Below are 16874 nucleotides of genomic sequence, written 5' to 3'. Positions count from 1 at the left end.
CTAAACATAAAAAATGCTCCATAAACAGTTAGTTTCTATAAATATGACGAAAAACACCGTAAAACAAATAACGCATTTCGTGAAATAAAGAAATAAATGAAATATTTTAAAAGGATAAAACAAATATGGAGATATTAAATTTTAAAAAAAGAAGTGAGGAGATATAGTAACAGTTATTTACAGTGTTCCGTGTTTCGCTTCAAAATAGACGTGCTGAAATTTAAAAAAGTTTCTTCTATATTATTGAATATACTTATGGCACTTACAATGAGTACCGTCTTTATCTCATTTGTTGTTTTAGCAAAAAGATATTAAGATGGAGGAGAGAAAGGAAGATTAACATATGCAAATGATGTATGCTTTTGGCATTGGGCTTGTATTATTTTTAGCCGTATTCTTATTTATTCGTAAAGACGTTCAAGGTGGGACATTAACGAAGCGAGGATTTTATAAATTAATCGGCTGTTTAGTTGTTATGCTTATAGCAATTATTGTAATGATCGTATTAATTAATCAGTCACTATAGAATGTAAAAACGGAACCTTACTTTGGTAAGGTTTTTCTTTATTGTTCAACCTGAAAATTACCACCAAATCCATTTTCTGAAAATAAATTGTGTTATATAATCCAATGAAATGATAGATAAGGAGTGTAGTATATGAATAAAAAAACTATCTTCTATTTATTAACTTGTATACTACTTGTAGCTAGTACTACTTATATAATATGTAACAAAAGAGAACAAGTGCCACCTATATTAGTATGGGACGAACAAGAATACTATGTTACGAATGAACCTGCCAAAGTAGAAGAAGTTGGGCAAAAACTTGGCGAAGTAACAAAGAAAATTAAAACAAGTAAAAAACCTACTAAAAATAGAGAATCTAATACATTACAAGAGAAAACAGAAGTATTCATAATGATTGAGGAAGAAAAAAGTGATTACCCGTCTTTAATCATAAAGGAAGCTTATAGTGATGAATATAGGGTAGTGAGGCCGATGTTGAAGCAAGTATTATGATGAAAAGGAGGTTCATATGCAGACACTAACTCCGCATCCGTAGTCGTTAAGAAAAATATTTGTCTTTTTCCTCCTATCGGTGCCGCTTACATTTTGATGAATAGAGGAGCAATACAAAAGAGAGATTACATTTTATATTTATTATTTGCTACTATGAATATATCACTCTGGTTATCGCTTATGATTTTTGATCGGAGTATGTGGATGGTAGCAGGGCATTATATAATTGGAGCAATTGTTATTGTTTTTTTAAATATAAATAAGAGATAATCCAGCAATCTTAAAGTTGCTGGGTTTTATTTTGATATTTATAATTAAGAAACAAATTTTGAATAGAGAGTAGTGGGCGTTATGAGATGGAAAGCAGGAACGTTTGAAAAAATAGAAACGAATGACTCATCTATTGAGAAACTCATACATACATTTAAGGAACAAAACGTAAATGGCGGAGTGGTTATAAGCTGTTTTAAAGTACATAACGAAAATTTTTTTAAAGAAATACCATATTGGAAAGATGGACACGAGCACTTCTTTAGAAGAATCTTTAACTCTTTAGATATAATCAATAGCTTAGAAGAGTTAAAAATACATACGTCAGAAAAATATAAGTTGCATTTTAAAGAGCAATGGGCAGTCATGCTTGATGGTAGCATTGCCGCTCAAATTTTGTCGGGCGGAGCATATGAAGGATTTAAGGAACGACCAGTTATCGCAAAACAATTAGCCGTGAATGTATGTCAATATATGTTCCAAGATCGCTATGAAGATATTAAAGTGTTCAAAAGCTATTGCCCTTGGACAGATTGGTTTTACGATGTTGCATGGGATGCTACTTGGATGGTGTTAGATAGTAGGGAGCGTAAAATGTGGTTCATTTGTGCTACGGATACAGATTGATAGAAGAGGGGCCTTGTAGGAATGCTGCAAGGCCCCTTATCTTTTGGGAATTAATAGAAAACGAATCATATAAATGCTATACTAAAAAATGTTTGTAATGTCAGTTTCATAATATTGTATGATGCTGACTTACTAGAAAAGATAAGAGGTGAATGAACGTGCAAAAGATAAAGAAATTATTGCTATTAATGATGGTAGTAGGATTAACAGCAGGTGTTTTAGCGGGGTGTGCAAATCCGAAAGATACTACAGAAGAATTTTTAACAGCGATACAAAAAGGTGATGTAGAAAAGGCTCGTACATTTGTTGAGAGTGACAAGGAATTTAATAAACTAAATGAAAAAACAGATGATGCTGAGGCAAAAGCAATGCTAAGTGCAATTACAAAGAACTTTAAATTTGAAAAGCTAGAAGAAGTATCGAAAAAGGATGACAAAGCAGAAGTGAAAGTGAAAATTACATCTGCAGATCTATCCGTTGCTGTAACAAAAGCAGTGGGAGAAGTTATGCCAATGGCGTTCGCTAGTGCCTTTAGTGAAGACAAAGAACAATCTGAAAAAGCAATCGAAAAAACAATGACATCAACTATCGTCAAAAACTTAGCAGATAAAGATGCAGCAATGGCAACTCGCGAAGTTACATTGAACTTAAAGAAAGACAAAGATGGCGATTATAAAATCGTTGCTGACGATAACTTGAAAGAAGTATTGTTTGCCAATGCGAAGTCTTTGGAGAAGATGTTTGGTGGGAAGTAATTGAATTAGATAAAAAGAGACACCATATCACGTAGAAGGTTGATATGGTGTCTCTTTTTTATGACCCCGGAGAGGCTCGAACTCACGACCTCCACCCTGTCAAGGTGGCGCTCTCCCTGCTGAGCTACGGGATCCCAACTATAAATGTTACCATCAGCAATGTATTTTCATTTCATTCGTGTAATCGGAGAATTTGTACAATTTGTTGAGTATTGTAACATTTGATGTATTCCTATAATAGCAACAAACTTTAATGGTGTAAAGGTGTAATTTTCTGAATGTTCATATTCTAATTTTTGTATAAAAAAATAAGCCCCGAAGAGCTTATTTTAATAATAATATCAACGCAATTATCAATGATATTTTCAAAAATACAATCATAAATAATGGAGCTTGTTCATAAGCTATCGTCCTGTAACTGTCATTCCTGCTGTGTAAATTGTATCAATAGAACCGTCAGCGCCTTTTATTTCGACTTTATAACGATATGTTCCATCCTCATAAATATCATCGCCATATCCTGTGAAAGTTGCAATTTCATCATTGCTTCCAGCTGGGACCCATTGATTTTGCCAACGGAAGTTGGTTTCAAATTCTCCCCATCTATCGCCATATTTCTTTTCAAGGCTGACATTGTAATGAATTTCTTCAGCTCGGTCATTTGTAATTCTTGCAATTACGCTGTTACCAAAAGTAACTTGTGTAGAGTGTACCTGAACTGTAACACCGTTCACCGTTTCACCAGGACCACAAATGTAATGACAACCATCCCATTCGTCAGCATGTGCTTTTGGTGTTTCAATGTTCATAACCGTTAAACCGCCTAAAGCTAATGCGCCAGTTAATAATACTTTACCAAATGTTTTCACTTGAAATTCCCCCTAAGTATATTCTCAATTCGTTCGATAGATATCACATTAATCTAATGGAACGTTTTTTCCTTAAGTGTATTCGCTATGAATCTTTCATCTTGTAGTAATCTAATCACTACATAAAATTTCATAGTTTTGATTCCATATATGTATCATGATTTACATAGAACAAATCTGTTAATACGCTTTGGTTATTTACTTATTCCACTACTTCTTATTACCTTTTATTGGTAAAACATTGGTTTTATTATATAACATTATTATCTATTTACAAGAGAAAATAATACTGTATGCAAAAATGCATAATAAAAAACACTGCTTGTATTCTAGATTACAGATTAAATGGAGTGTTGGGTTTCAATTAATATTTGAGTGGAACTTAATGCTAATTTTTTATGCTTAACAGTATGCATATATCATCGTTTATTAAAGTCATAATTGATAAACCTTGTTCAGGGGACGCTCTTCCTGCTGAGCTACAGAATCTTCAAAAGGGAAAGTATAAGCGATTATGCTAGTAATGTATGAAGGAATAATGATGAGAAGCGAATTCAGTAGAAAGTAGTCTTTGGATGTAGTGGTTATATTATTTACGATACCAATCCAAAGGACCTTCAGCACTCAAATCAACAAGAAAAGGGAGTAAGAAATGTAAAGGTAAGCTTATAAGTTCTGGCATAGCGTTCACCGTTTTCTTTGATAGATATTGTCTCATAAAACAATACGGACAATCCTTTTCAAATGTCACGAGTATTGCCCATACATCTTTTATTGTTCACTTCGTTTTACAATACGTACAACGCGTCATGAGGTTCCTCCTCATTTTAAGTTTTCTTCTAGTATACTCCATTCCATTGTAAGAAAGTCATTTGTATTTGGTGTGGTAAAATGTAAGTTGTTTTATTTTTATGTGAATCTATTTAGTCATTTATGAACAATTACATATCATTTGATATTTTTGCAGAATGATAGATTTTCAGTTTCAATATGCCAATTGGCCAATATATCCTTTTTACAATTTACTGAAAATCATGTATAACAGAGATACATGATTATTTTATCTCGCTATTTGCGGGCAGTAAGATCCCTTACCTCGAAATTTAGCAAAAGTAAAGAAGTTAGGTTGGGGTCGGGATGGCCGTAAAAGTCCGATTGGTGAGGGTTGATGAAAGTTTCACTTTATAAATATTCAGAAGTAGAGGGAGAAAAGTTGTAATGGTAAGAAAAACGTTCAAGATGCGCGTGTCTAAAAATAGAACGATTTCGATTAATGGCTCGATTCTTGATGTGGATGTTACACATGATGAATTTTTACAAGAGTTTGTTGAGTGGGTTGATTCTAAAGGTTGGTCGTTTATGGGGATAACCGATGAGATTACGCCCGAGGAAGCTAGTCAAAAGTTAATAGATTCGTTGATAGATGAGAAGGATAAGAAAGAGTAATTCCTTCTTATTTTTATTGTATATTTATGTTCTTTATCGTAAAAATATGATATAGTAAAAAATAGTGAAAATTCTTCCAGTTTAATACAAATTACATATGATTGGTAGATTTCTTATTTTGTTAGAGGAGTAAATGGAAAAGGGAGAGCCATATGGCAAATTTTAAGAAAATTTTGGTTTTTATTACAGTTATTTGTTTGTTTTTATTGACACCTATGACATTGCGTGCTGAGACGAATATTGGAGTAAATCCAGAACAAGTTGCACCACCACCTGCAGAAGGACCGAATGTTTTTAGTCAGTTTGCAACGACAATTGATGCGAAAACAGGAGATGTTTTGTATGACAAAAACGCATATCACCGAGCATATCCTGCTAGTACGACGAAGGTGTTAACAGCGATTTTACTCATGGAGCATACAAAGCCAGAGGATCAATTTACATTTTCACAATTAGCGTTAGATCAAGAGAAGAGTAATTATCAAATTGAGTTTCAACCTGGAGAGACAATTAATAGAAATACTGCGCTTATGATTTTAATGGTGCTGAGTGCGAATGATGTGTCGTATGCGATTGCGGAGCGGATTGGCGGGAGTGTTGAGAATTTTGCTAATATGATGAATGAGAAAGCGAAGCAATTAGGGGCGAAAGATAGCCACTTTGTAACACCGAATGGACTGCATGATCCGAACCATTATACGACGCCGTATGATATGGCTATGATTACGAAGGGTGTGCAAAAGTATCCTGAAATTTTACAAGCGATGAATACGAAAAGAACGACAGTTACGACGTCTAGGCAGACGGTGTCTATTTTTAATAAATCTAATTTTTTTGAAAATCCATATAGCATTGGCGGTAAGACAGGGTTTACGAATGAAGCGCGTAATACACTTGTTTTATTAAATGAGAAAGATGGAAACCGTATTATAAGCGTAGTAATGGCTTCTCAAAGACCTGAAATTTATGAAGATTTGAAGCTGATGGCGGAATATTCTTTCGGTCAATTTACGAAGCAAATGGTGTTGGATAAACATAATTGGCATCAAAAAACAACATATTTAAATAAAGATGTTAATTCTGAGTTGGAACAAAGTGCGGAGCTTATGCTTAAGAAAGATGAAGGGAAAAATGTGAAAACTATTTTCCGGGCGGCTTCATTAGATAAAGAATCTTTATATCATAAAGGAATACATCGTGGTGAGGTAGTTGGTGCAGTTGATATTACGAAAAATAATCAAACAATTGCGACGGTAAATGTTCTTTCAACAGAAGATGTCACTTTTGCGATGCCTAAAAAAGATACAACTATGCCTGAAGTAAAAGACTCAAATGTTAAAGTAATAAGTGTTGGGATAGGTGCGATTGTATTATTTGGAGCAATTTTATATGTAGTGTTGCGCCGAAATACAAAAGGAATGAAATCAGAAGGTAAATAAATTACTAATAAAAAGATTGTGTAAAATTTTGGCACAGTCTTTTTTTTATACTTTAAATAACTAATAATTGTAAATTTTCTTATTGCAATAACTTAAAGTTCGTTATATCATTTACTTGTGTTCTTGTTAAAGAACGTAATGGATATTGCATACTTCAAATAATATAAAACAACGGAGAGGGAGAGAGACGATGAAATTAATTTGGAAGGTAATTAGCAACGCGATCTCATTTGTTTTATTTGCATTGATGGTTTTTTTAGCTTTTGTAGTTATTTCTTCAAAAGCGAGCGGTGGTGATCCGACAGTGATGGGATATCAATTTAAGAGCGTTCTTTCAGGATCAATGGAGCCGACGTTTTTAACAGGATCAATCATTGCAATAGAACCAAACAAAGGTGGTTCTAAATATCAAAAAGGTGATGTTATTACCTTTAAAGAGAAAGATCAAAAAATTATCACTCACCGTATTATCGGTGTGAAAGATACAAATGGAAAAGTAATGTATGAAACAAAAGGGGATAACAACAACGGACCAGATTTAGAGCCAGTACTTGCAGAAAATGTAGTTGGAAAGTATGCAGATATTACAGTTCCGTACGTTGGTTATTTACTGAATTATGCGAATTCAAAAGCAGGAGCAGCATTACTTCTTATTATTCCAGGAGTCTTTTTACTTGGATATTCCGCGATTTCTATTTTTGGGGCTATTCGTAGCATTGACGGAGAAAAGAAAGATAAAAAAGTAGAACAATCCGTCTAGTTCGTTTGGTTATACTTTCCGTTTAGGAAGTTAACAAATATATATATTAAGGGGATATGGACATGACTTTAAAGAAAAAATTAGGAATGGGTATTACATCAGCAGTACTAGGAGCAGCGTTAGTTGGTGGAGGAACATTTGCATTTTTCAGTGATAAAGAAGTGTCAAACAATACATTTGCGGCTGGGACACTGGATTTAGCATTAAATCCATCAACAGTTGTTAACGTATCGAATTTAAAACCTGGGGATACAATTGAAAAAGAATTTAAACTAGAAAATAAAGGCTCTTTAGATATTAAAAAGGTTTTACTGAAAACAGATTATAATGTAGAAGATGTAAAGAAAGATAATAAAGATGATTTTGGTAAACATATTAAAGTAACATTCTTAAAAAATGTAGATAAGCATGAGACAATTGTGAAACAAACCACTTTAGATAAATTAAAAGGTGACACACTTACAGCTGTAGATAATGATTTATCGGCTTGGTTCTGGGATGAAAAAGGTATTTCAGCAGGTAAATCTGATAAATTCAAAGTGAAATTTGAGTTCGTTGATAATGGAAAAGATCAAAATCAATTCCAAGGCGATAAGTTACAATTAAATTGGACGTTTGATGCACAACAAACAGCAGGTGAAGAAAGATAATAACAAAAAGGGCTATCACATGGATAGCCCTTTTTCTATTTTTCTAGTATTTGTCTATCAATTTTAATAGTTCTTTACTATAATATAGATAATGTTCTGTATAAAGAACGTAATGTTCGATGGGAGAGATTAAGATGCTGAAAAGACCGCGTAATTTTAAAAAGATGCTTATATTGCCGTGTATGTGTTCTATTACGTTTTATTTAGGATCTCAAATTATGACGCATACAGAAGCGGCGTTCATTCATGAAACGAAAGTAGAAGCGACGTTTTCTACAGCAATTATATTTCCGAAAACAGTTAATACGTTAAAAGAGCAATCTGAGAAACATAAACAGTTTATTGAGCGTGAGTATGGAACGATGAAGGGAAAATCGAAAGCAACTTCTATTGAAGAAATAAAACAGGCGATTTCTGTATGGCAACAAGGGCGTGAGAAAATTGTTGCTGAGAAGGAAGCCCTGCAAAATGTATATACTGAAATAGAAGCTCCTTACAATCAAATACAAGAAGAATTAAAGGTAAATAAAGATGAGTCGATGCAGCAAGTGTCCATATATGTAAATGAAGGCTTCCGCAGTATCAAAGAGAAGCGTGACTATATTGAGAAAGAAATTAGCTTGAAAGCTATTGATGAGCAAATTCAGGCTCTTCAGCAACAATTAAACATTGCAATTGAAGCGGAAGGACAAAAGAAAGCCGAAGAACAAAAGAAAGTAGAAGAACAAAAGAAAGTAGAAGAACAGAAGAAAGCCGAAGAACAAAAGAAAGTAGAAGAACAAAAGAAAGTAGAAGAACAAAAGAAAGTAGAAGAACAGAAGAAAGTAGAAGAACAGAAGAAAGCCGAAGAACAAAAGAAAGTAGAAGAACAAAAGAAAGTAGAAGAACAAAAGAAAGTAGAAGAACAAAAGAAAGTAGAAGAACAGAAGAAAGCCGAAGAACAAAAGAAAGTAGAAGAACAAAAGAAAGTAGAAGAACAGAAGAAAGTAGAAGAACAAAAGAAAGCCGAAGAACAGAAGAAAGTAGAAGAACAGAAAAAAGTAGAAGAGCAAAAGAAAGCGGAAGAACAGAAAAAGCTAGAAGAGCAGAAGAAAGCGGAGTAACTGCTTTAGTGAAACAGTCAGAAAACAAGAATGTGGTGTAAGAGAGAGTGAACGAATAAGTAAGACTAGTAATATTTATACGAGTGTGAGGGAACGTTAGCCCTCACTTCTTTATTTTTCTTTTTTCTTATAGTATTAAATGATTTGAGTGTGAAAAAATAAATAAATTATCATTCTTTTTTTCTGAAAAGTCTAAATAATATTGAGAAATAAAAATAACTGAAAATATTAATAAATATGTGTTGTGTTTATATAGGTTTGTTCGTTATAATGAACATAAGGTTTTTAAAAAAGAACACATATTAGCTAAGCTAATATAGTTTTCTTTACATCTCTTATTGAAAAATAAGTGATAAAAATATAAAAAAAAGCTAGGGGGAATTGATTGTGAGTCTGAAAAAGAAATTAGGTATGGGAGTTGCATCAGCAGCATTGGGGTTAGCTTTAATTGGTGGAGGAACATTTGCATTCTTTAGCGATAAAGAAGTATCAAACAATACATTTGCAGCTGGGACGTTAGACCTTACATTAAACCCTAAGACGCTTGTAGATATTAAAGATTTAAAACCAGGGGATTCTGTTAAGAAAGAGTTCTTATTACAAAACAGCGGTTCGTTAACTATTAAAGACGTTAAATTAGCAACAAAGTATACTGTTAAAGATGCAAAAGGTGATAATGCTGGTGAAGACTTTGGTAAGCACGTTAAAGTAAAATTCCTTTGGAACTGGGATAAACAAAGTGAGCCTGTATACGAAACAACTTTAGCAGACTTACAAAATGTGGATCCAGATCTTTTAGCTAAAGACATCTTTGCTCCTGAGTGGGGAGAAAAGGGTGGATTAGCAGCTGGTACAGAGGATTATCTATGGGTGCAATTTGAATTTGTAGATGACGGAAAAGACCAAAATATCTTCCAAGGTGATACATTGAATTTAGAATGGACATTCAATGCTAACCAAGAAGCTGGGGAAGAAAAATAATAAAAAAGCGGGTATTCCCGCTTTTTTTTATAAAGAAAAAGAAGTGCTGGTTGTAAGCACTTCTTTCTATTATTATTTTTGATTTTGCTTCCACTTTGTAAATTCAAGAAATTCACGAAATTGTTCTTTGGAGACACCAGAGTTCATTGCATCTTTAACGAGTTGTGTCCATTCGGAGTCTAGGTTAGTTTCCTTTGTTGTTTCATCATGAAGTAAAGTATCAACTGGAATTTGTAGAACTGCTGCGATTTTTTCAAGAAACTGAATGGAAGGGTTTTTTTGTAAATTTCGTTCTATAGAACTAATGTAAGATTTAGCAACGCCAGCTTTTTCGGCAAGTTCAGTTAATGAAATACCTTTTTGTAAACGAAGGCGTTTTATACGTTCTCCAATCATATTTGCGCACCTTTCTATCAATATGTAGTTGTCTTATGATGTCATTATTATAACATAAACTTCGTTAAAAAGAACAAACCTATTGAGCCTGACTGGATGGCTTCATACGTTGGAAAAATTGCTCAATGTCTTGCATGGCGATACCGGCATCTAGAGCTTCAAGTATTAAATCAATCCATTCTTGATCCAGTGCGTCTGTCTTATCTTTGTACAAATGTAATTCCTCCCTAATTATCGGTCATAATTGCTGCTACAGAATACATGATAATGCAATCGGATTTTGTGTTTTATATAGTGAATTATCAAATATTTTGTAGATGAAACAAAGATAAAATCCCCATTAAACTCCCTCTATGGAAATTATAAATTGTTCGATAAAAACTTTCAATATTTTCAGAAAACATTGTTGAATTGTGATATATTCGTATGCTAACTATGAAATTTTTACAAATATATTAAAAACATTACATAATATGACTAAATATTGAAAAAATATTGAATTTTTAATAAAATTCAATTTGTAATACATATTATTTATTAGGGGAGGAAATATGGGATGAACAAGAAACCGTTCAAAGTTTTGTCATCAATCGCTTTAACAGCTGTATTAGGCCTTTCATTCGGAGCTGGCACTCAATCTGCATATGCTGAAACACCTGTGAATAAGACAGCTACGAGCCCAGTCGATGATCATTTAATTCCAGAAGAACGTTTAGCAGATGCACTGAAAAAACGTGGGGTAATTGATTCTTCAGCTTCAGAGAAAGAAACAAAGAAAGCTGTTGAAAAGTATGTAGAGAACAAAAAGGGTGAAAATCCTGGGAAAGAAGCAACAAATGGGGATCAACTTACGAAAGAAGCATCTGACTTTTTAAAGAAAGTGAAAGATGCGAAAGCAGACACGAAAGAAAAACTAAATCAGCCAGCAACAGGGACACCTGCAGCGACAGGCCCAGTTAAGGGTGGTCTAAATGGTAAAGTACCAACTTCTCCAGCAAAGGGAAAAGAATATAACGGTGAAGTTCGTAAAGATAAAGTACTCGTTTTACTTGTAGAGTACGCTGACTTTAAACATAACAATATTGATAAAGAACCTGGTTATATGTATACTGACGATTTTAACAAAGAACATTATGAAAAAATGTTATTTGGTAATGAGCCATTCGCATTAGAGGATGGTAGCAAAATCGAAACGTTTAAACAATATTACGAAGAGCAATCTGGCGGTAGTTATACAGTAGACGGAACAGTTACAAAATGGTTAACAGTTCCTGGTAAAGCTGCTGATTACGGTGCAGATGCTGCTACAGGTCATGATAATAAAGGACCAAAAGGACCACGTGATCTAGTAAAAGATGCATTAAAGGCAGCTGTAGATAGCGGTCTTGATTTATCACAGTTTGATCAGTTCGATCAATACGATGTAAATGGTGATGGAAATCAAAATCAACCTGACGGTTTAATCGATCATTTAATGATTATTCATGCGGGTGTTGGACAAGAAGCTGGCGGTGGTAAATTAGGTGATGATGCAATTTGGTCACATCGCTGGACAGTTGGACCAAAACCATTCGCAATTGAAGGTACACAAGCGAAAGTTCCATATTGGGGCGGAAAGATGGCAGCATTCGACTACACAATTGAACCAGAAGATGGCGCAGTTGGTGTATTCGCGCATGAATATGGTCATGATTTAGGTCTTCCAGATGAGTATGATACAGACTATACGGGTCATGGTGAGCCAATTCAAGCTTGGTCTGTTATGAGTGGCGGCAGCTGGGCGGGTAAAATCGCTGGAACAACACCGACGAGTTTCTCACCACAAAATAAAGAGTTTTTCCAAAAAACAATCGGTGGTAACTGGGCAAATATCGTAGAAGTAGATTACGAGAAATTAAATAAAGGTATCGGTCTAGCAACATATTTAGATCAAAGTGTTACGAAATCTAACCGTCCAGGTATGATTCGTGTTAACTTACCAGATAAAGATGTAAAAACAATTGCACCAGCATTTGGTAAACAGTATTACTACAGTACAAAAGGTGACAATCTTCATACAACGTTAGAAACACCACTGTTCGATTTAACGAATGCAACGAATGCGAAATTTGATTTCAAATCGTTATATGAGATTGAAGCTGAGTATGATTTCCTTGAAGTACATGCTGTAACAGAAGATGGTCAAAAAACGTTAATTGAAAGACTTGGCGAGAAAGCAAATAATGGAAATGCAGATTCGACAAATGGAAAATGGATTGACAAATCATATGATTTAAGTCAATTCAAAGGTAAAAAAGTAAAATTAACGTTTGAGTACATTACGGATGGTGGTTTAGCATTAAATGGTTTCCTACTTGATAATGCTTCATTAACAGTGGATGGTAAAGTAGTATTCTCTGATGATGCAGAAGGTACACCACAATTAAAATTAGATGGTTTCGTTGTATCTAGCGGAACAGAGAAGAAAAAACATAATTACTACGTAGAGTGGAGAAACCATACTGGATCAGATAGCGCATTGAAATTTGCTCGCGGTCCAGAATATAACTCAGGTATGGTTGTATGGTATGCAGACTCAGCTTATGCAGATAACTGGGTTGGTTTACATCCAGGACATGGTTTCCTTGGTGTAGTTGATTCTCATCCAGAAGCAATTGTAGGGACTTTAAATGGTAAACCGACAATTGAAAGTAGTACACGATTCCAAATCGCTGATGCTGCATTCTCATTCGATAAAACGCCAGCTTGGAAAGTTGTATCTCCAACGCGTGGAACGTATACGTATGATGGCTTAGCGGGTGTACCGAAATTTGATGATTCGAAAACGTATATTAATCAACAGATTCCAGATGCAGGACGTATTTTACCGAAGCTTGGTCTGAAGTTTGAAGTAGTAGGACAAGCTGATGATAATTCTGCAGGTGCTGTTCGTTTATATCGTTAATACTGTGAAACTACCGAGAGATTTTCTTTCGGTAGTTTTTTTGTGAGCAATGAATTTTATATAGCTGAAAAAGTCATATATAATGTAACTTTAAGAATAGAAATTTGTTATATATGAAGTCTATATAAATAATGAAAGAATTGGATAAAAATAGTGGGAGAAGGTGAGTGAATGAGTATTACCTCTATTGTAAGTAGGCAAAAGGAATATTTTTTAAAAGGGCATACGAGAAGCATCGAAATGAGAAAGAATAATTTGAAGAAGCTTTATGAAGGCATTCAGCGTTTTGAAGAAGAAATATTTCAGGCATTGAAATTAGATTTAAATAAGTCAGTTCACGAGTCGTTTACAACGGAAGTTGGATATGTATTAAAAGAAATTTCCTTTCAATTGAAACATATGTCATCGTGGAGTAAACCGAAGCGAGTTCGAACAGCACTCACTCATTTTGGATCAAAAGGAAAAGTAGTGCCAGAGCCGTATGGTGTGACGCTTATTATTGCACCGTGGAACTATCCTTTTCAATTAGCAATTGCACCACTTGTAGGAGCACTTGCAGCTGGAAATACAATCGTTTTAAAGCCGTCAGAGTTAACGCCAAGCGTTTCAAAAGTGCTTAAGAGAATGTTAGGTGAATTATTCCCAGAAGAGCTTGTAGCGGTAGTAGAAGGTGGCGTTGAAGAGAGTACATCTTTGCTGAGGGAACCAATTGATTATATTTTCTTTACTGGTAGTGTTGGCGTTGGAAAAGTTGTAATGGAAGCAGCAGCGAAACAGTTGACGCCGCTTACGTTAGAACTTGGCGGGAAAAGTCCTTGTATTGTACATAAAGATGCAAAGATAGAGATGACAGCAAGAAGAATTGTTTGGGGTAAGTTTTTAAATGCAGGGCAGACATGTGTAGCGCCTGATTATATGTACGTGCATTCTTCCGTGAAAGAACAGCTAGTTGAGGCACTGCGACATGAAATCACAGAGCAGTATAGTAAAGAACCTTTGCAAAATGAAAATTACGTGCGTATTGTAAGTGAGCGTCATTTTGAACGATTATGTGGATTTTTACAAGATGGTCAAGTCGTAATTGGTGGAAACTATAAGAAAGATACATTACATATTGAACCGACAGTGCTAGCGGATATTACATGGCAAGATGCTGTTATGGAAGATGAAATTTTTGGTCCGATTTTACCAATCATAGAGTACGACAATATAGAAGATGTAATTGGCACAATCCAGCAACATCCGAAGCCGTTAGCGTTATATGTATTTTCGGAAGATAAAGAAGTACAAAAGAAAGTGACGAGTAATATTTCATATGGTGGAGGCTGTATTAATGATGTTGTCTACCATCTTGCCACGCCATATTTACCTTTTGGGGGTGTTGGAAGTAGTGGATTAGGGGGTTATCATGGGAAAGAAAGTTTTCGGACTTTTTCACATTATAAAAGCATTTTAGCCCAATCTACAGCATTCGACATGAAAATTCGTTACTCTTCTACAAAAAGTGCTTTAAAATTCATACGAAAGTTGTTAAAATGATGATGGTGTTTATCAGTAGGCGTAGCCGTATGATAATAGCCCCTTCGCGATGGAAGGGGTTTTTCTGTTCGACGTTATGTATCATGCGAAAATGAATCAAACATACTACATAAAGAATAGAAACGAACGCTTGCTAAATAACCATTTTTGTTTGGATCGAAACAAAAAATAGTCTATAGAACATAAATATTTATTCATGAATATAAAAATTTAAAATTTAAGGTAGATAGGACGGGAAAATGAAAAAGATTATTAAAGTTGAAGCAGTTGAAAAACATTTTGGAAATCAAGTGATTATCCCACCTCTTTCTTTAGATATTAAAGAGGGAGAGTTTTTAACAATTTTAGGGCCGAGTGGCTGCGGGAAAACGACTTTACTTCGTATGATCGCAGGATTTGAAACTCCAACTAAAGGGAATCTTTTATTAGATGATGAAAGAATTAACGATTTGCCGCCATATAAGCGTCATATGAACCTAGTGTTCCAACATTACGCACTATTCCCACATATGACAGTAGAGAAGAATATTTGTTTTGGTATGAAAATGCAGAAAGTATCAGCAGCAGAGCAGAAAGAGCGTGCTGAAGAGGCAATGCGTTTAACGCAGTTACTTGAGTTCCGTAATCGTAAACCTGCTAAGCTTTCTGGTGGACAACAGCAGCGTGTTGCAATTGCAAGAGCGATTGTAAATAATCCGCGTGTATTACTATTAGATGAGCCACTTGGAGCGCTTGACTTTAAGTTACGAAAAGACTTGCAACGTGAATTGAAAAACTTACAACGTAATTTAGGAATTACGTTTATATACGTAACGCACGATCAAGAAGAAGCAATGAGCATGAGCGATCGTATCGTCGTTATGAATAAAGGACATATCGAACAAATTGGAACGCCGAAAGAAATTTATAATAAGCCGAAAACATTGTTCGTTGCGACATTCATCGGTGAAAATAATATTGTGAAAAATGGGGAAGGCTATGTAGCAATTCGCCCTGAAAATGTGAAAGTACGTTCGGTTGAAGAACCAATTTTAAAAGAATACCACCTTGGACATATTGAAGATATCGAGTTTGTCGGAAATATGGAGAAGCTTTATGTACGTGATGAGAAAACATCAGAATTACTAATGACATATCAAACTGCTGAAGAGGCAGCGCAGTGGAGCATTGGAGATAATGTATATGTAGGCTGGGAGCAAGAGGACGAGGTGACCTTAAATTGAAAAAAGGGAAATTACTCGCACTACCTACAGTCGCGTGGCTGTTAATTTTCTTCCTAATCCCGCTCGTATTCGTATTAGGATTCGCCTTCATGCAGCGCGGAGCTTACGGGACAGTAGAAATGCAATTTACGCTGGAGAATATATCCCGTGTGTTTGATCCATTGTATTTAGGAACGTTATGGGAAACTGTTAAGATTGCAGTTATTACTACAGTAATATGTTTATTAATTGGTTATCCATTTGCGTATACAATTACAATTGTTGACCGCAAATATCGTTCTATTCTTTTATTATTGGCAACGATCCCGTTTTGGATTAACTTTCTTGTTCGTTCATACGCATGGATTGTTATTTTACGTTCACAAGGTCTTGTGAATACGTTGTTATTAAAACTCGGCATTATTAGTGAACCGTTAAATTTATTATATAATACGCCTTCTGTAATACTCGGAATGGTCTATTCTTTATTACCATTTATGATTTTACCAGTGTATGCAGCGATTGAGCAGCTGGATAAGCGTAAGCTAGAAGCGGCTTATGATTTAGGAGCAACACCAATAAAGGCATTTTGGAATATAACAGTGCCGATGACAATGTCAGGAATTGCGACTGGTTCTATTTTAGTATTCGTTTCTTCTATCGGAATGTTTGTTGTATCAGACGTGATGGGCGGATCGAAAGTAGCATTAATCGGAAACGTTATTCAAAACCAATTCTTAGGTGCACGTGACTGGCCATTTGGATCTGCGTTATCGATTATCGTTGTTCTATTCTCTGTTCTGTTAATTTACTTATATTATCGTGCAACGAAAGTATATAAATATAATGAGAACGGAGGGGAATAGGCAAAG

Annotated in this window: 18 protein-coding genes, 1 tRNA gene and 1 pseudogene; 15 read left to right on the top strand and 5 right to left on the bottom strand. The window is 34.8% G+C overall.

Annotated elements, in window-relative coordinates:
• The first annotated feature begins 343 nt into the window (after positions 1–343).
• From BUA87_RS11195 to BUA87_RS11180, 5 genes and pseudogenes are all read left to right on the top strand, one after another.
• Positions 344–526, top strand: a complete 183-nt coding sequence (locus tag BUA87_RS11195) for a DUF3976 domain-containing protein (protein ID WP_001178294.1) — start codon at positions 344–346, stop codon at positions 524–526.
• Between the two features lie 132 nt (positions 527–658).
• Positions 659–1021, top strand: coding sequence for a hypothetical protein (locus tag BUA87_RS11190; RefSeq protein ID WP_072939673.1), 363 nt, complete (start codon positions 659–661; stop codon positions 1019–1021).
• Positions 1022–1076: 55 nt separating this feature from the next.
• A pseudogene (locus tag BUA87_RS32140) lies at positions 1077–1291 on the top strand (hypothetical protein).
• An 81-nt stretch (positions 1292–1372) separates the two neighbouring features.
• A complete protein-coding gene (locus BUA87_RS11185; protein WP_001267321.1) occupies positions 1373–1918 on the top strand; it encodes a hypothetical protein in 546 nt (181 codons plus the stop codon).
• A gap of 158 nt (positions 1919–2076) precedes the next feature.
• The gene (locus BUA87_RS11180; RefSeq protein ID WP_001169482.1) at positions 2077–2673 is read left to right on the top strand and encodes a DUF4878 domain-containing protein; all 597 of its coding nucleotides are present in this window, start codon (positions 2077–2079) and stop codon (positions 2671–2673) included.
• 61 nt (positions 2674–2734) lie between these two features.
• Here BUA87_RS11180 and BUA87_RS11175 read toward each other — a convergent pair.
• From BUA87_RS11175 to BUA87_RS11165, 3 genes are all read right to left on the bottom strand, one after another.
• A tRNA-Val gene (locus tag BUA87_RS11175) sits at positions 2735–2807 on the bottom strand.
• A 270-nt stretch (positions 2808–3077) separates the two neighbouring features.
• The gene (locus BUA87_RS11170; protein ID WP_000846655.1) at positions 3078–3542 is read right to left on the bottom strand and encodes a hypothetical protein; all 465 of its coding nucleotides are present in this window, start codon (positions 3540–3542) and stop codon (positions 3078–3080) included.
• 589 nt (positions 3543–4131) lie between these two features.
• Positions 4132–4317, bottom strand: coding sequence for a hypothetical protein (locus BUA87_RS11165; RefSeq protein WP_255285295.1), 186 nt, complete (start codon positions 4315–4317; stop codon positions 4132–4134).
• Between the two features lie 443 nt (positions 4318–4760).
• Here BUA87_RS11165 and BUA87_RS11160 point away from each other — a divergent pair, with 443 nt between their 5' ends.
• The 6 genes from BUA87_RS11160 (at position 4761) to calY (ending at position 9921) form a co-directional block, all read left to right on the top strand.
• Positions 4761–4988: a hypothetical protein gene (locus BUA87_RS11160; protein ID WP_000251856.1), complete on the top strand. Its 228-nt coding sequence runs from the start codon at positions 4761–4763 to the stop codon at positions 4986–4988.
• Between the two features lie 152 nt (positions 4989–5140).
• Complete coding sequence (locus BUA87_RS11155; protein WP_072939669.1) at positions 5141–6427, top strand: D-alanyl-D-alanine carboxypeptidase family protein; 1287 nt, start codon at positions 5141–5143, stop codon at positions 6425–6427.
• A 190-nt stretch (positions 6428–6617) separates the two neighbouring features.
• A complete protein-coding gene (locus tag BUA87_RS11150; protein WP_072939666.1) occupies positions 6618–7187 on the top strand; it encodes a signal peptidase I SipW in 570 nt (189 codons plus the stop codon).
• A gap of 62 nt (positions 7188–7249) precedes the next feature.
• Positions 7250–7837 carry a CalY family protein gene (locus tag BUA87_RS11145; protein ID WP_000172852.1) on the top strand — a complete coding sequence of 196 codons (588 nt, stop codon included), beginning with the start codon at positions 7250–7252 and terminating at the stop codon, positions 7835–7837.
• A 134-nt stretch (positions 7838–7971) separates the two neighbouring features.
• Positions 7972–8940, top strand: coding sequence for a DUF4047 domain-containing protein (locus tag BUA87_RS11140; RefSeq protein WP_142953281.1), 969 nt, complete (start codon positions 7972–7974; stop codon positions 8938–8940).
• 387 nt (positions 8941–9327) lie between these two features.
• Positions 9328–9921, top strand: coding sequence for a biofilm matrix protein CalY (gene calY / locus BUA87_RS11135; protein ID WP_000053715.1), 594 nt, complete (start codon positions 9328–9330; stop codon positions 9919–9921).
• 72 nt (positions 9922–9993) lie between these two features.
• Here the strand turns inward: calY and BUA87_RS11130 are convergent, their stop codons facing one another.
• Both BUA87_RS11130 and BUA87_RS11125 read right to left on the bottom strand, forming a co-directional pair.
• Entirely contained in the window at positions 9994–10317 is a 324-nt protein-coding gene (locus tag BUA87_RS11130) for a helix-turn-helix domain-containing protein (protein ID WP_000578885.1), read from the bottom strand.
• Between the two features lie 79 nt (positions 10318–10396).
• Positions 10397–10531, bottom strand: a complete 135-nt coding sequence (locus BUA87_RS11125; RefSeq protein ID WP_000276219.1) for an anti-repressor SinI family protein — start codon at positions 10529–10531, stop codon at positions 10397–10399.
• Between the two features lie 342 nt (positions 10532–10873).
• Between BUA87_RS11125 and inhA1 the strand changes: the two genes are divergently transcribed.
• From inhA1 to potB, 4 genes are all read left to right on the top strand, one after another.
• The gene (inhA1, locus tag BUA87_RS11120; RefSeq protein ID WP_061660516.1) at positions 10874–13261 is read left to right on the top strand and encodes a M6 family metalloprotease immune inhibitor InhA1; all 2388 of its coding nucleotides are present in this window, start codon (positions 10874–10876) and stop codon (positions 13259–13261) included.
• A 171-nt stretch (positions 13262–13432) separates the two neighbouring features.
• Complete coding sequence (locus tag BUA87_RS11115) at positions 13433–14800, top strand: aldehyde dehydrogenase (protein ID WP_061660517.1); 1368 nt, start codon at positions 13433–13435, stop codon at positions 14798–14800.
• A gap of 239 nt (positions 14801–15039) precedes the next feature.
• A complete protein-coding gene (gene potA, locus BUA87_RS11110) occupies positions 15040–16023 on the top strand; it encodes a spermidine/putrescine ABC transporter ATP-binding protein PotA (protein ID WP_000720335.1) in 984 nt (327 codons plus the stop codon).
• Positions 16020–16868 (top strand): spermidine/putrescine ABC transporter permease PotB, encoded by an 849-nt coding sequence (potB, locus tag BUA87_RS11105; RefSeq protein WP_000715500.1) that lies wholly within the window; start codon positions 16020–16022, stop codon positions 16866–16868. Before potA ends, potB begins: the two co-directional genes overlap by 4 nt.
• Positions 16869–16874 lie beyond the last annotated feature (6 nt).

The sequence above is a fragment of the Bacillus sp. bc15 genome (assembly GCF_900142585.1).
Classification (GTDB): domain Bacteria; phylum Bacillota; class Bacilli; order Bacillales; family Bacillaceae_G; genus Bacillus_A; species Bacillus_A cereus.
Note: the sequence above shows the minus strand (reverse complement) of the source record. Positions and strands in the feature narration are given on the sequence as shown.

Excerpts from the sequence above, each read along its gene's own strand:
- BUA87_RS11195 (WP_001178294.1), top strand. The coding sequence starts at position 344 with ATGCAAATGATGTATGCTTTTGGCATTGGGCTTGTATTATTTTTAGCC.
- BUA87_RS11190 (WP_072939673.1), top strand. The coding sequence starts at position 659 with ATGAATAAAAAAACTATCTTCTATTTATTAACTTGTATACTACTTGTA.
- BUA87_RS11185 (WP_001267321.1), top strand. The coding sequence starts at position 1,373 with ATGAGATGGAAAGCAGGAACGTTTGAAAAAATAGAAACGAATGACTCA.
- BUA87_RS11160 (WP_000251856.1), top strand. The coding sequence starts at position 4,761 with ATGGTAAGAAAAACGTTCAAGATGCGCGTGTCTAAAAATAGAACGATT.
- BUA87_RS11155 (WP_072939669.1), top strand. The coding sequence starts at position 5,141 with ATGGCAAATTTTAAGAAAATTTTGGTTTTTATTACAGTTATTTGTTTG.
- BUA87_RS11150 (WP_072939666.1), top strand. The coding sequence starts at position 6,618 with ATGAAATTAATTTGGAAGGTAATTAGCAACGCGATCTCATTTGTTTTA.
- BUA87_RS11145 (WP_000172852.1), top strand. The coding sequence starts at position 7,250 with ATGACTTTAAAGAAAAAATTAGGAATGGGTATTACATCAGCAGTACTA.
- BUA87_RS11140 (WP_142953281.1), top strand. The coding sequence starts at position 7,972 with ATGCTGAAAAGACCGCGTAATTTTAAAAAGATGCTTATATTGCCGTGT.
- BUA87_RS11130 (WP_000578885.1), bottom strand. The coding sequence starts at position 10,317 with ATGATTGGAGAACGTATAAAACGCCTTCGTTTACAAAAAGGTATTTCA.
- inhA1 (WP_061660516.1), top strand. The coding sequence starts at position 10,874 with ATGAACAAGAAACCGTTCAAAGTTTTGTCATCAATCGCTTTAACAGCT.
- BUA87_RS11115 (WP_061660517.1), top strand. The coding sequence starts at position 13,433 with ATGAGTATTACCTCTATTGTAAGTAGGCAAAAGGAATATTTTTTAAAA.
- potA (WP_000720335.1), top strand. The coding sequence starts at position 15,040 with ATGAAAAAGATTATTAAAGTTGAAGCAGTTGAAAAACATTTTGGAAAT.